Source organism: Bacillus cereus group sp. MG9, assembly GCF_040459995.1.
Classification (GTDB): Bacteria; Bacillota; Bacilli; order Bacillales; family Bacillaceae_G; genus Bacillus_A; species Bacillus_A mycoides.
Map to the genome: position 1 here is coordinate 1 of NZ_JARVHC010000006.1, position 12,658 is coordinate 12,658.

Consider the following 12,658-nt stretch of genomic DNA (forward strand, 5'->3'; position numbering starts at 1 on the left):
AATTTGCATAGCAAATAAATAATCATACTTTATACCAACATATCTAATACCCTCTACTTTTTCCGCACTTGAAATATTTGAATATTTTTTTATCACATTACGATCAGAATCATAATATTGAACATAAAAACTAGCAAGATTAGTGCTATTAACACCATCATTAACTACATATTTATCAATTATATAAACATCTTCCAAGTCGAAAATAACAGGATTTGGAGAAAGAAGGCTATCAAAAGTAGTCATATCTCCATCAGTCATATTTTTATATTTTTGTCCTGTTTTCTCCATAACTCCCGTTTTACCCTCCAGCAAGTTAACGACCGCTGCACTCGTAAAAGTAGGTAAAACAGATAAACATAATATAAACATCACTGCAAACATCGCAAAACACTTCTTAACTCGCAACTAACACACCTCTACCTCCATTTAGCTAAATCTTTAACAAGGAACCAAGTAGTATTTTTCAAAACGCTTCACTGAAAAATCTCCACTTTTTCCGCTACGCTACATCCTTGCGAAATATTTTTAGGCGCTTTTGGGCTTATTGCCAAGCCGAATATACCCAAAAGTAGGATTTACGCTAATCGGCTTGTTCTAGCCATTTTAAGCGCCTAATCGCTTTCCTAACGTCCATATTTTCGAACATACTTTTTAACAATCACGTTTTTTTTAAAAGCCAGCCTTCCAACCCCAAAAGTTAGGGAAAAGATTAAAATCAATTCAAATCCTTGCTTAATTCTTTACTTAGATTTTTTAACTGATATTCAAACTTATATAATTCTATTTTTTCTTGTTCTGTAAATTCATATTTCGTATCTAAACGCCTAATATGATTCATACAAGACTCAAACGCCTCTATAGTACCTTCTACTTGTCTTTTCACTCTTTTACTACCAATCACAACAAATCCCCCTTAACGCATGCTATCTAAATGCAAACGAACCACAGTTAAACTATCAATCACCTGATAATAATCTCTTGGATCAATCCCCAAAAGTTTTAATTTCTCCTTTAAATTATCAATTTCAGCACAGACATTTTTTATTGATTGCTCCACAACATAACTATTTTTCATGTATCAATCATCCCCTTAACATTAACCGCTCATGCCCACCCGCTAGGGCGTGTGTGCATTTCGTGCTAACGCATATGTTATATCGCTTGTTTGAACTGTCTCAACATCTTTAGTTTTTCGAGTGTTTCATAATACAAATCATTCGTTTTCTTCAAATCGACTAATAAACTATCAAACTCATTTTTATTTGCCGGATATTCTAACGGAGTTACCATCGAATGAGTATCAAACACCTCATTTACTAACTTAATAGCATTCTCTTTTTTCATTTTTATTGTTTTTAGCAATCTATCTTCCTGATAATCCACTATCGGATAATAAAAATAATTTTTATCTTTTCGAACCGGAACATACACATATGTTATATCCCTAAAACGACTATCTACATTACTAAATAACGGTGTTGTTAACATCAAAGTACAACGCATTTTCCGTAAAAAGAAAGCCATATGAGAAAAGTATTTTGATGCATTAGACAACGAATTTCGACTGTCTATGTCCAAATGACACTCATCCAATAGCAAAATGCTAGATGGCTCTTTAGCAATCTGTAAGAAGTCCTTAAACGATGTAAAAGGCTTAGAACCTTTCACACCAAAATTGGAATACAATGTACAACCTGTTTTCTGTTGATACATCTTTGCATAAAGAACCATCCCTAAGGTTTTACCGTTTCCCATGAAACCTGTAAAAGTATAAATGTACATTAACGACTCACGTCCCTTTGTACTCTTTGTTGGTCTCTCATATGCTTGTTCATTTCAGGCATAACACCATTGGCTGAAGCAACTTGCGCTTTGATAAGACCTGATAATTTAGCATTACCTTTAATTCTGTCAGCAAGCGTAATTTTATTAATTAATTCAAAGAATCGTTGGAATGGTGTAACTTTCGGTTTCATATCAACCATGAATTTCGCAATATCTCCAACGCCCATTTCTTGCATTAAAAACATAGCTTGTACTTGTTCACTTTTAAGAGGAACACCATTTTGTTGCATGAAACCCAATAATTCAAGCATCTCATTATTCTCAACTTCTTCGGTCTCTTCCTCATAAAAATCAGAAATCATAACTTCTTGAACAGGAACATGATCCAAACTCTTTTTCATTTGTTCTAATTGTTCTTTTGATAAATCAAGAGGATTTTCTTCACATAACGGTTGATTTACTGTTTCCAAAAACATATCCCTCTCTTTCTAAAATTCCTTTTATTTTTCTACCTACAATACGGTCATTTTCATTATCACTAGCTAACATTTTCTTAGAAACCTTAGCAAAATGAATATAATTACTCGATTTACTAAAATCCCATAAATTAATAGTTTTAAACATCAAATCACCTCAGTTATTTAAGTAATAAAGTAAGAACTACAATCGCCCAAGGAATCATTTCTCTAAAATCAAAAGATTTTTCCGTATCATATTTAAACAAGTTTTTTATTGTAGTTGATCGTCTTAATGTTTTTAACTTCTCAGCTTCTACTTTGCTAGGAATATCAACATTAAACACATACGCTATAGCGCCCTCAGTTTCGTTATAATAACGTTGTGCATCTTCTGTTTTATAAATGGCTGTCTCTGTCTCTACTACATCACTATCAGCACATTTAACACGTTCTACATACATAACATCATCACGAATCACATACGCTTTATGATTACTAAAAGCTTGACCTTTTTTCTTAAACATCATCTATACCTCACTTACTCATCTTTCTAAATATAAGAAATGTTGGAAGTACTAAGAACAAGAATAGTCCTAATCCAACCGAACCACCGATTGTAAAAAATACACTAAATACATTCGTATTCATTATTATTCACTCACCTTTTTTGATATATATAACGTTACAAAAAAAGCAACAATGCCATTAACAATTAAAACTACAGGACTCAATACATTCACTCTCCCGTAACCTTGTTATATACAAATAAAGCAACTAAACCAGTAAGAATACCACCGACAATAGCAACACCAGGACTCACATTAAATAATTCCATATAAATTCTCCTTTTACTTACCTTCTCTTTTTAAAATTCGATTCATAGCAAAAAGTACAACCATTACAGAAATAACAGGAATAAATCTACATAAAGTCAATAAAAAATCATCAAAATACATATAACTACCACCACTTCACAAATATCTTAAATTCAATAACACCATGCTTAAACGCCATTACAACAAATAAAATTCCATAAGTGGCTGCCAATATACATGCGGTACTTACAAAGACGACCCAACCATTACCAAGCATCGCAAAAGCTTTAAAAAACGAATTTGGATTGATTGGATGCGATGCCGGTACAGTTAATTTCATAATCGCATTAAACATTTGATTCAACCAACCAAAGATCGGACTGAAAATAGTATCAATAACAGATTTCATATAAACACCTATTTCTTTCTCTCAGGGAATGAGAATCCCATGCTACCGCCATATAAAGAGAATACTTTCATTCCGAAATACAACCACAGAAAAGCTGTAGCAACCAATGGAACAGTAGTCATTAGCCCTGTAGGCATTACTTTATCAATAACAACTTGAAAACCATTTTGCGCTTCATGTGGAAGATATACTTTCCCACTCGGGACAACTCCAATCCACATAAGTAAAGTTTTAATAACACTTGTAGCAACCGCCCAAAAGAACTGAAGTAAAGCCGTAAATATTTTTACAATCAATACAACAACTTTGAACAAACAAGCAAAAAAGTAAAAGATACCTTCAAAAAACTCTAGTAAATATCCTAATGGCTTAGCTAAAAACTCCATCGTTGCTTTAAAACCATTTACAAGCCCATTACCTACAGCTTTTAAACCTCTTAAAATAGCATCAGTCATGTTTTAATAACTCCAAGTAAAAACATCTTTAAATTTGATACAAATAGCAAACGTTAGCATTACAATAAAACATACATATATAGATGTATCAGAATAATCCAAACACAATTTTAAAATATTGAAAATATCATTAATCGTTAACATACATACACTCCTTACTTTAGGACAGGGTCTCTCGTAAGAAACGGGTCTCTACTCATTACAGGGTCTCTACCTACAGGTTGCTCTCTCTCAGGTACACCATCTTTTCCAGACGGTCTATCTCTATCAGGAGTCTTATCTCTACTAGATGGCCCATCTTTATCAGGTGTCTTATCTTTAGAAGGCGTTCCATCTTTATCAGGTGTTTTATCCTTACTAGACGGTTTATCCCTTTCAGTAGGCTTGTCCTTCTCTGTAGGCTTGTCCTTCTCTGTAGGCTTATCTTTCTCAGAAGGCTTATCCTTTTCAGAAGGCTTGTCCTTCTCTGTAGGCTTATCCTTTTCAGAAGGCTTATCCTTCTCTGTAGGCTTATCCTTTTCAGAAGGCTTGTCCTTCTCTGTAGGCTTATCCTTTTCAGAAGGCTTGTCCTTCTCTGTAGGCTTATCCTTTTCAGACTTATCTTCCTTCGTCATTTCTTTTCCGTCTTCATCCTTCCAAGGCTTTGGATCAGGTGCATCAGGTAGAGCATCTGTTGGAACTTTTTCTTCTTTACCTTCTTTGAAATACTCATTCTTATCTTCAAATTTTTGATTTTCATCTTGTGGTCTAATTAAATCAGGCTTTTTCAATTCATCTATTACAACCTCAGTCGTAGGCTTCATTTCCTTTAAAATTTCACGTAACGTATCATTTATAGTATCAACGGCATCAGCAATCTTCTTATTAGAATCAGCAATATCTTTCGTATTCTTTGCTATTTCTTTATTAGAACCAGCAATTTCTTTTGTATTATTTGCCGTATCTTTACTAGAAGTTTCAATATTCTTCAAAGCATCATTTATATCTTTTAAAGCTTTATCTAACTTCGCATTACTACCGTCATTACCTGAATTATTATCTCCACCATTGTTGTTATCTTCTTTTGGCTTTTCTACTTCTCCAGAACCATTTGGCTTATCATCTGGAATTCTTTCATTTGTACAAACACCATCACTCTTACCATCTGTGTCTAAAATATCATCGCTAAGTCTTTCCGGTGGTAAATCATAATACAAAGCCATTTTATCTACATATTGAGTTGAATATCCGTAACCACTTCCACTTTCTTCAAAACCTTTCACTTTAAACCTTATATAACTCGGCTTTCCATTGACAAAAATATAAAATGCATAAGTACCATTTCTTTCTACTGTAACTTTAAATTCATTCTTCTCTTGTTCTGGTCGACCCCACTTCGTTTTTCCAAACTTAAAACTACAATCATTAACTAACATCAATTCACTCAATTGGAAAGGTCCGAACTCATCTTGATCATTAACTTTTAAAATTACTGTATATTTACCATCAACTAAACCTTTATCATCAATCGTTACATTTTTACTTCCTACAAGCTGAAAACTAACACCATCAGCATAAACACGAGGAATAGAAGTAACTACAAAAACTAAAAACGAACAAATTATAATTGCTATTTTTTTAAACATATTTTTTCTTTATCCATCTCTTTAATCTCTTTGACATCTTGAACAATCGCATAAATACCTACACAAATCCCAAACATACCAAGAGGAAGAGCTATTACAATAAACATAAAATTTATAAAGTCCACTAAACCTTTTAACATCTAATCACTCCAATAAAAAAGGAAAGGGAAAAATACTCCCTTCCCTCATTTTTTATATAGGAAACCTCTTCTACTATTAAACTAAATATGTTAGACGATTATTATTAACCTACAAAAATACTCTTTAAACTACGAATAATATAGAATGATAACGGAATACCAATGGCAAATGCCGCCGCTAACCATAGACTTTGCGTCCAATTCCCTGTACTTGTAGCAACATCTGCTAAATCATAATCAATTTTTACCGCCGGAATTCCTTCACCTAACATTAAATTATTCAATTTTTTTCCTCCATCTCAATCATCTGCATATTGATCTTTATATTTTTTCATTACAAAAAACGCAAAAGCACAACCTAAGAGTAAAAGTGCATATGGTTTAAAAGTATGCCAAGCATACCCAAACTCTGTAAAAAGAGTACTCATATTTGATTTCTCTACATGAAAGGTTGCTTCGGGTATCTTATCGCTATGACGGTCAAATAACCCCATACTCATTAACGTACTACTCCTAAAATCTTACCGAGTGTGAACGCTGCAAAACTTGCACCGATCCATAGATACAAAACTGCATCCGCACTAGCAAATGTATTATAGGCGTAACGAATAACTTGATTAATTGGTAAATCAAAACTCAAAAGTTATTCCCCCCATCTTTTATATAGATAAAGCGACACTATAAGGAGGGCTATGAAACTAGTAATACCAGTAAGGTATTTTACAAAACTAGAATTACTAAACAGCCATACTACTGCATGTGAAAAGGTTGAATCATTCATATCTTTAGCAACTCCTTACCAAAGCGTACAAACGCACAACCTACAACAATAATTACTACGGGAAGTCCTAGATATGAATACATCGAGAATAACTCAATCATCTAACGACCTCCCATATCCATTTCATCACGTACAAAACAATAATAGTCAATAGTAGAAAAGATATAGCCATCTCGCCATAAGAAAAGCTTTTAAACACTTGAAAAGTGCCTTCTGTTGTTTCTACAACGTAGTTTTGAAATATTTCATTCAAAGATTCTTTAACATTCATTTTTTTGTCTTCATATAACGTTATTACGCTATATTAATCAGTTTAAAATACGCTTTATTTTGATAAGCGTTAATAGAAACATTCGCCTTAATAGGAGTTCCCATTTTTGTTTCTTTAAACTTATTTAAAACCTCTAAATCCTCACATTTAATAACAACTGTTTTTTCATTATCAGTACTCTCTGGTTGATAAACATCCAATTGTACAAATGATTTTTCAACACCGTTAAAACTTGATTTTTTAATACTTGAACTCAAGTATTGTCCTTCAATAATCGCTTTTGGCATAAAATTACTCTCCTTTAAAATTTTATGTAAAAAATAGAACATAAAATCGAACAAAAAATACGAACAAATATTCGAAATTAGATTTTACGTTCTGATTATAGCAAAAAAAGGGGACAGAAAACAAGATATTTCCAAAAAAAAATTAAATTCTTTTATTTTTCTTCAAATGCTCAATAATAGCATCTTCTACAAATTTAGAGGTATTTTCCTCTTCTCTAACTAAATCAACATACTTTTTCCTTATAGAAACACCAATTGGAACTTTCTTTTCTCCTGGATCAATTCTCTTTCTGCCCATTTTTCTAAAAACACCTTTCCTACAAAAAACATATATGTATATATTTCCTACATACATACTATAAACAAAAAACAAAATCATTAAAAACTACAGTATACAAAAAAAAGAGAGCATTACGCTCTCAATTTTTATTATACTTTGTCATAAAATCATACAAAGCCAATTCAATTAACATATTCTTTGTAATCATTTTATTATTAACAGTAATTTTTTTAGCAAATTTTTCAAACTCATCGAATAAATCACCATTAACAAGAACCGTCTTTTTAATAGATTTTCCCAAAAAAGGTAACTCCATTAAATCAAACAATATTTTCGATTCGTCATTTTGTTGTATCTTAATAAGTTTCTTTAAAACTTTAATCTCATCCTCTGAAAAGCTTAAATCATTTACAATTACTTTAGTTTCTTTTTCTACGACTCCCATATGAACTTCTTCCGCTTTTTGTCTGACATTATTCGGATGTTTCACAGCGCCTCTTCTTACTTTTTTCTGAAATAATTCCGAACACATTCTTCCATTTACCTTATTTTTTTCTGATTCTTCTCCTACATACTCATATTTCTTTAAACTATTATTAAACTTGTAACCAACTTCAGACAATCGTCTAGAAAAGGTATCCTTACTAATTCCCAATTCTTTTGCTACATCTATTACTTTTTCACCGCTATTGACGCCATCAACTACATCAATCACTTTTTCATATACCAATACGAACACTCCAATTCCGAATGAATTCATACATTTATCTTAACATATTCTGAATAAATTCGGACAACATTCCGAATCAATTCAGACATTATTCATATTTGGATATACAAAAAAAGCCATAAGAAATTATGGCTTTTTAGAATAGACTACATTATTCGTTCAATGTATAATACAAGTACATTCTTTAATAATCATTTTTTTGTCTGGAGAATCTCTTTGGTAACGCCATTACTAAAGTGATTCTTTTTCTTTTATTCTCTTCAAACGTTCCGACATAAGTAATTGAACACCCACAGCTTCAACTTTTTTCTGATCCACTCGCATTTCACCCCAATGAATCAATTTTTTATAAAACTCTTCAACACCTTCCTCATGTTTTAATGCTCTTAAATACACAACTGATGAAAGTTGTTCAAAAAACCATTTATCAAAATTGTCTTTTTCATTTTGATGCATAGATTCATAATAAGAATCAGCATCACCATCTAATAATTTCCCCCATAAATACTCAGGATTAACATCATCTAAAGACTTTTTCTTTTTACGAGAACCTAATTTAACTTTTTCTACTGTACTATCTAAAAAATCAGCCCAAAACTTTGCTGAATCACGATTCTTCATATGCTTCGCACCAGTAGTTTTCTTAAAATCAACATATGTAAGAAAAACCGAGTAACAAAATTTTTCAAATTCATGCTTGTCCAAAACAATAGCATTCTTCACAAAATTCGTCGCTGCATCATCAACAAGTTGCAACTCACAACGAGTCCAATGTAATAAATCATCAGCATTCATTTGAGCTTTTTTATCATAAAATCGAAATTGAGTACCTGAACGTGAACCTAAATACCATGTTTCACCATCAGGAACGTATTGTAATTTGTCTTCTTCACCATCAACACCAACCAATTTAAATTTCTTAATTTGATGACCACCTCTAAATCTAGTAGTTAAATTACCATCTTTAATATATCTAGCAATCTTTTTAATTGATACACTACCACTCGTATCATCTTTAGCCACATCAACACGAGAAAAATGAAATTCTTTAGAAATAGAAGACAAGAATTTTAATAATTGAATATCACCTTTCCCATAATCAGAACGAAGTATTTTTAACATAGATCCAGTAAGAATTAAATGAATCCCCATACTAGAAGGTGCATCAAATAACAACTGGAATGTATTTTGACCTAAAAATTTATACGATTTTTTATACCCATGTAGACCTTCATCAAAATGTTCAAACAAGAATTCATCAATACCAAAAAAACTAGAAATTTTATTAACAATTTTCCGCGCATTTTTTTGTGAATTCTGTACAGATTTGAAAGTGACTTGAACCCAGTCTAGGCAAGGGATAGTGTAGATATCGAAACAGCCGGGAACCCCCGTGTTACTGGACGGGGGTTCCTCATTTCGCAACTGGAAATTTTCCTTCGAATTAGACAAATAAAACACCCACTAACTCCAAAATATGTAATTAAAATAGAACTCATACACTCTTTCTATTAATCTTTTTTAATATCTTCATACACTAACTGATACAAACCATCAAAACCCAAACTATATTCCATAGCTTCAATCAATCGTTTTGCATAATCATCTAATTCATTAAGTTTTCCCGATTCAAAAAACTCTTTATAATCAACAGTATTCAATAATCCTATAACAAGCTCTAATGTCAAATCATGATTCCAAAAAGGCATATCAGAATAACCTTCATATTCTCCTTTTATACCGCCAACTCTAAACGGAACTTTTACATACTCTTTTGTCAAAATAAATCCCTCCTAATGTTTTTCTCTCATATTAACAAGTTGACTTTCACCAAAAGGATTCATTATCAATATATATTTTTCATTACCTAATCTCAGATTTACCTTATAAGGACTATTTAAATCAAACATATATATATCTGGTTCAAAGTCATGTTCAAATTTATAACGACGCGCCGCATTTTCAATAACTATATATACATACTCAGCAAAATCATCTGGCGCCATACAATCGTCCCATTTTTCTTTCCAATTCGTTTCATCAACAACTACTTGATTTTCAAAATCAAAAAACAAAGTACTATATTTCATTAAACTTTCACCTCAAAATAATTGTATTAAATTTCGCCTTGTTCTTCATATTTACGCTTTTTCTCTTGGATCATAGCAAGTATAAATGTATTACGATTATACTTTTTAAACGGTAGATTATTTTCTCTAGCAACAGTTTTTCTTCTATCATTTTCAATATCTACAATTTCTTCAATCAATTCTATTTCACTAGGTGTAAAGGTAAATTGATAATTCTTTTTCTTTTCCTTGTTATCTTTCACAGTCATATAAAAACCTCCAAACAATTATCTTAAATTCATAATACAACAAAACCGTATTAATATCAATGATAATAATACGGTTTTTTTAAAAAATAATACTATTTTTATTCAATTAGAATTAATTTTCATCTTTTTTTATCTCTAGTAAATATATATAGAAGAAAATACATGTAAGCAAAATATAAACTAACAAATATAAAATATATAACACATAGAAAGAAATTAAATTCATAAACTGCAATTACTTTAGAAAAAACAGCTACAGAAGTACCCAAACCAAACAAAATACATATAAAGTTAATAACATCACAAAAATTCACATTGATCGTAAATCTAGTTTTCGTCATTTTTTCAGTAATCAAAATCATTTATCCTTTCTACGTTTATAAAACAATAGCAACATCAAAATAACAAAGCACACAGAAGCCATCAGAAGCCCATATTCAGGCTTTTTTATTACATAAGGCAAAAACCTTGATTTCATAAAGAAATACTCATTCTCGTACATAGAATCACTCATTCCGATACAGTTTCCTTTGCTATAGTTTCTTTTATCGCTTTATAAAAACAATACAATGATACACACCAAAAACTATAAATAATTACACTATCCATCTATATCCACTCTCTTAAATTTAGAAATTTTATAAGTATTCACAAACAACATAATTCGATTTAAAAGTAAATAAACCGTAATCGGATAAAGTAGCAACACAATAATTTCAAATAGAATCAACTTCTTCAATCCTTTCAATCATTACTACTACTTGTAATAGATGTAATTAAAGCAACATCCATTAAATCTTTATTACTACTAGAAGAACCACTATAAGTTGATTTCCCAAACATCATTCGTTTCATTATAGTTAATGAAATTAAAACCACAGAACAAGAACCGCATATCCATAAAAACGACCAAAACAAATCAACTAAATCATTGAAATCATTCATTTAAATCCCCCAAATCGACTGATACGACATATAACCAAGAGCAACAAATACAATACATCCGAACGCACTTAAAGACGATAGAAGCAAAAACGAAAGCTTCATATTTCTAAAAAATTTCTTTATATTATCAACGAATAAACAAACCATATAACCAACAGACATCCAACTTAAAACAAAAAACAATATCATCATATAATCACCTTATTTTGAAATTTTACGACCCTTTTTATAAACAAATGCATATAAAATTGAACAACCCATAAGAATACCTACAAAAACCATTCTTTCACCTCATTTATTTTTTTAAAAGAAGCCATAAATCACATAGAGATCATTATGGCAACACAGTAAGTTTTAACTTGTAAATAATATAGAACGCTAACGGAATACCAACTGCAAATGCTAATACTGACCAAAATTGTCCAAACATGACTCCAACACCATCAGAAACATCTTGAAGACTATATTTACTTTCAATAATCGGTATTGTATTTTCATCAGGAGTACCGAATGCCGCTAAACTTAATTCACTAGCATTTCCTGAACGGTCTACCGCTTGAACTTGAATTTTATACTTTCTATTATTCTCTAAATTTTTAATCGTAAAGTTAGTAGATGAAATCAAATTACTATTAATCTTTTTACCATCTACATACACGTTATAACCTGCTAAATCCTTATCAGATACTTTATCCCAAGAAGCAATCAAAGCACCGTTAGAAGGTTTAGCAAACACATTTGACGGAACATGTGGTGGTTCATCATCTTTTTCCTCTAAAGTCTTTACAGATAAATTAACAGACGAAGAATCGTTCTTGTCTTTATCGACAGCAACCACACCAAAACTATATTCTTTTAAAGGCTCCAAATTTTTAACTGTAAATTCTTCTTCTAAACCAATTTCAGCTATTCTTTTTCCATCCTGAAAAATTTTAAAACCTACTAAATCCTCATCTTTAGGCTTTTTCCAAATTAATTTCACAGTTTTATCAGATGGTTGAGCCGTTAAAGATGAAACTGGCCCAGGAGGAATTGTCTTAGGATCAACGCTCGTTCGAAAAGTTTTAGTGACTCCAACCGTTTCAAATCCATTAGAATCTAAAGATGTAAATTTAAACACATAAGGTGTATCAGCTTTCAAACCATCAACAATATAAGAATTTAAAGGCTTATCAACAGTAGCCAAATATTGATTATCTCTATATACTTTCACACCTACAAATTTAGATGAACCTGAATTCTCCCAAGAAAAAGAAATTTTATTTACATCTGAATGACCTTCTAAATTTGTAATGTTTGTCACTTTATCAGTCGAACCATAAACTTTAAAATCCTT

At 31.2% G+C, this 12,658-nt stretch carries 23 protein-coding genes and 1 pseudogene; all 24 read right to left on the bottom strand.

Annotated elements, in window-relative coordinates; genetic code table 11:
* A pseudogene (locus QCI77_RS30730) lies at positions 1–384 on the bottom strand (fibronectin type III domain-containing protein); the annotation flags it as partial.
* Positions 385–718: 334 nt separating this feature from the next.
* Positions 719–904: a hypothetical protein gene (locus tag QCI77_RS30735; RefSeq protein ID WP_353826166.1), complete on the bottom strand. Its 186-nt coding sequence runs from the start codon at positions 902–904 to the stop codon at positions 719–721.
* Positions 905–916: 12 nt separating this feature from the next.
* A complete protein-coding gene (locus QCI77_RS30740) occupies positions 917–1,078 on the bottom strand; it encodes a hypothetical protein (protein WP_353826168.1) in 162 nt (53 codons plus the stop codon).
* A gap of 77 nt (positions 1,079–1,155) precedes the next feature.
* The gene (locus QCI77_RS30745; RefSeq protein WP_353826169.1) at positions 1,156–1,785 is read right to left on the bottom strand and encodes a P-loop NTPase family protein; all 630 of its coding nucleotides are present in this window, start codon (positions 1,783–1,785) and stop codon (positions 1,156–1,158) included.
* The gene (locus QCI77_RS30750) at positions 1,785–2,264 is read right to left on the bottom strand and encodes a hypothetical protein (protein ID WP_353826170.1); all 480 of its coding nucleotides are present in this window, start codon (positions 2,262–2,264) and stop codon (positions 1,785–1,787) included. The genes QCI77_RS30745 and QCI77_RS30750 overlap by 1 nt, the downstream gene beginning before the upstream one ends.
* Positions 2,230–2,412 (bottom strand): hypothetical protein, encoded by a 183-nt coding sequence (locus QCI77_RS30755; protein ID WP_353826171.1) that lies wholly within the window; start codon positions 2,410–2,412, stop codon positions 2,230–2,232. The genes QCI77_RS30750 and QCI77_RS30755 overlap by 35 nt, the downstream gene beginning before the upstream one ends.
* Positions 2,413–2,425: 13 nt before the next feature.
* Positions 2,426–2,773 (bottom strand): hypothetical protein, encoded by a 348-nt coding sequence (locus QCI77_RS30760; RefSeq protein ID WP_353826172.1) that lies wholly within the window; start codon positions 2,771–2,773, stop codon positions 2,426–2,428.
* A gap of 433 nt (positions 2,774–3,206) precedes the next feature.
* A complete protein-coding gene (locus QCI77_RS30765; protein ID WP_000843634.1) occupies positions 3,207–3,470 on the bottom strand; it encodes a hypothetical protein in 264 nt (87 codons plus the stop codon).
* An 8-nt stretch (positions 3,471–3,478) separates the two neighbouring features.
* Positions 3,479–3,925: a hypothetical protein gene (locus QCI77_RS30770; RefSeq protein WP_353826173.1), complete on the bottom strand. Its 447-nt coding sequence runs from the start codon at positions 3,923–3,925 to the stop codon at positions 3,479–3,481.
* A gap of 155 nt (positions 3,926–4,080) precedes the next feature.
* On the bottom strand, positions 4,081–5,550 hold the full coding sequence (locus QCI77_RS30775; RefSeq protein WP_353826174.1) for a hypothetical protein: 1,470 nt from the start codon (positions 5,548–5,550) through the stop codon (positions 4,081–4,083).
* Entirely contained in the window at positions 5,535–5,690 is a 156-nt protein-coding gene (locus QCI77_RS30780) for a hypothetical protein (RefSeq protein WP_353826175.1), read from the bottom strand. Before QCI77_RS30780 ends, QCI77_RS30775 begins: the two co-directional genes overlap by 16 nt.
* Before the next feature lie 104 nt (positions 5,691–5,794).
* A complete protein-coding gene (locus QCI77_RS30785; protein ID WP_341308739.1) occupies positions 5,795–5,974 on the bottom strand; it encodes a hypothetical protein in 180 nt (59 codons plus the stop codon).
* A 15-nt stretch (positions 5,975–5,989) separates the two neighbouring features.
* Positions 5,990–6,190, bottom strand: coding sequence for a hypothetical protein (locus QCI77_RS30790; protein ID WP_353826176.1), 201 nt, complete (start codon positions 6,188–6,190; stop codon positions 5,990–5,992).
* Complete coding sequence (locus tag QCI77_RS30795; RefSeq protein WP_000006947.1) at positions 6,190–6,330, bottom strand: hypothetical protein; 141 nt, start codon at positions 6,328–6,330, stop codon at positions 6,190–6,192. Before QCI77_RS30795 ends, QCI77_RS30790 begins: the two co-directional genes overlap by 1 nt.
* A gap of 435 nt (positions 6,331–6,765) precedes the next feature.
* Positions 6,766–7,029: a hypothetical protein gene (locus tag QCI77_RS30800; protein WP_353826177.1), complete on the bottom strand. Its 264-nt coding sequence runs from the start codon at positions 7,027–7,029 to the stop codon at positions 6,766–6,768.
* Between the two features lie 142 nt (positions 7,030–7,171).
* Positions 7,172–7,327, bottom strand: coding sequence for a hypothetical protein (locus QCI77_RS30805; RefSeq protein WP_000532851.1), 156 nt, complete (start codon positions 7,325–7,327; stop codon positions 7,172–7,174).
* 121 nt (positions 7,328–7,448) lie between these two features.
* On the bottom strand, positions 7,449–8,039 hold the full coding sequence (locus tag QCI77_RS30810; RefSeq protein ID WP_353826178.1) for a hypothetical protein: 591 nt from the start codon (positions 8,037–8,039) through the stop codon (positions 7,449–7,451).
* A 231-nt stretch (positions 8,040–8,270) separates the two neighbouring features.
* Positions 8,271–9,290, bottom strand: coding sequence for a replication initiation factor domain-containing protein (locus QCI77_RS30815; protein ID WP_353826179.1), 1,020 nt, complete (start codon positions 9,288–9,290; stop codon positions 8,271–8,273).
* Between the two features lie 260 nt (positions 9,291–9,550).
* Positions 9,551–9,820, bottom strand: a complete 270-nt coding sequence (locus QCI77_RS30820; protein WP_353826180.1) for a hypothetical protein — start codon at positions 9,818–9,820, stop codon at positions 9,551–9,553.
* A 12-nt stretch (positions 9,821–9,832) separates the two neighbouring features.
* The gene (locus QCI77_RS30825) at positions 9,833–10,129 is read right to left on the bottom strand and encodes a hypothetical protein (protein WP_353826181.1); all 297 of its coding nucleotides are present in this window, start codon (positions 10,127–10,129) and stop codon (positions 9,833–9,835) included.
* Positions 10,130–10,155: 26 nt separating this feature from the next.
* Positions 10,156–10,377: a hypothetical protein gene (locus tag QCI77_RS30830; RefSeq protein ID WP_353826182.1), complete on the bottom strand. Its 222-nt coding sequence runs from the start codon at positions 10,375–10,377 to the stop codon at positions 10,156–10,158.
* A 744-nt stretch (positions 10,378–11,121) separates the two neighbouring features.
* Entirely contained in the window at positions 11,122–11,322 is a 201-nt protein-coding gene (locus QCI77_RS30835; protein WP_353826183.1) for a hypothetical protein, read from the bottom strand.
* Positions 11,323–11,511 (bottom strand): hypothetical protein, encoded by a 189-nt coding sequence (locus tag QCI77_RS30840; RefSeq protein ID WP_353826184.1) that lies wholly within the window; start codon positions 11,509–11,511, stop codon positions 11,323–11,325. It lies immediately after the preceding gene.
* A gap of 145 nt (positions 11,512–11,656) precedes the next feature.
* Positions 11,657–12,658, bottom strand: a 1,002-nt coding sequence (locus QCI77_RS30845) for a fibronectin type III domain-containing protein (protein ID WP_353826185.1), incomplete at its 5' end; no start/stop codon positions are given.

Coding starts and splice junctions, on each gene's coding strand:
- QCI77_RS30740 (WP_353826168.1), bottom strand. CDS start 1,078: ATGAAAAATAGTTATGTTGTGGAGCAATCAATAAAAAATGTCTGTGCT.
- QCI77_RS30745 (WP_353826169.1), bottom strand. CDS start 1,785: ATGTACATTTATACTTTTACAGGTTTCATGGGAAACGGTAAAACCTTA.
- QCI77_RS30750 (WP_353826170.1), bottom strand. CDS start 2,264: ATGTTTTTGGAAACAGTAAATCAACCGTTATGTGAAGAAAATCCTCTT.
- QCI77_RS30755 (WP_353826171.1), bottom strand. CDS start 2,412: ATGTTTAAAACTATTAATTTATGGGATTTTAGTAAATCGAGTAATTAT.
- QCI77_RS30760 (WP_353826172.1), bottom strand. CDS start 2,773: ATGATGTTTAAGAAAAAAGGTCAAGCTTTTAGTAATCATAAAGCGTAT.
- QCI77_RS30765 (WP_000843634.1), bottom strand. CDS start 3,470: ATGAAATCTGTTATTGATACTATTTTCAGTCCGATCTTTGGTTGGTTG.
- QCI77_RS30770 (WP_353826173.1), bottom strand. CDS start 3,925: ATGACTGATGCTATTTTAAGAGGTTTAAAAGCTGTAGGTAATGGGCTT.
- QCI77_RS30775 (WP_353826174.1), bottom strand. CDS start 5,550: ATGTTTAAAAAAATAGCAATTATAATTTGTTCGTTTTTAGTTTTTGTA.
- QCI77_RS30780 (WP_353826175.1), bottom strand. CDS start 5,690: ATGTTAAAAGGTTTAGTGGACTTTATAAATTTTATGTTTATTGTAATA.
- QCI77_RS30790 (WP_353826176.1), bottom strand. CDS start 6,190: ATGAGTATGGGGTTATTTGACCGTCATAGCGATAAGATACCCGAAGCA.
- QCI77_RS30800 (WP_353826177.1), bottom strand. CDS start 7,029: ATGCCAAAAGCGATTATTGAAGGACAATACTTGAGTTCAAGTATTAAA.
- QCI77_RS30805 (WP_000532851.1), bottom strand. CDS start 7,327: ATGGGCAGAAAGAGAATTGATCCAGGAGAAAAGAAAGTTCCAATTGGT.
- QCI77_RS30825 (WP_353826181.1), bottom strand. CDS start 10,129: ATGAAATATAGTACTTTGTTTTTTGATTTTGAAAATCAAGTAGTTGTT.
- QCI77_RS30830 (WP_353826182.1), bottom strand. CDS start 10,377: ATGACTGTGAAAGATAACAAGGAAAAGAAAAAGAATTATCAATTTACC.
- QCI77_RS30835 (WP_353826183.1), bottom strand. CDS start 11,322: ATGAATGATTTCAATGATTTAGTTGATTTGTTTTGGTCGTTTTTATGG.
- QCI77_RS30840 (WP_353826184.1), bottom strand. CDS start 11,511: ATGATATTGTTTTTTGTTTTAAGTTGGATGTCTGTTGGTTATATGGTT.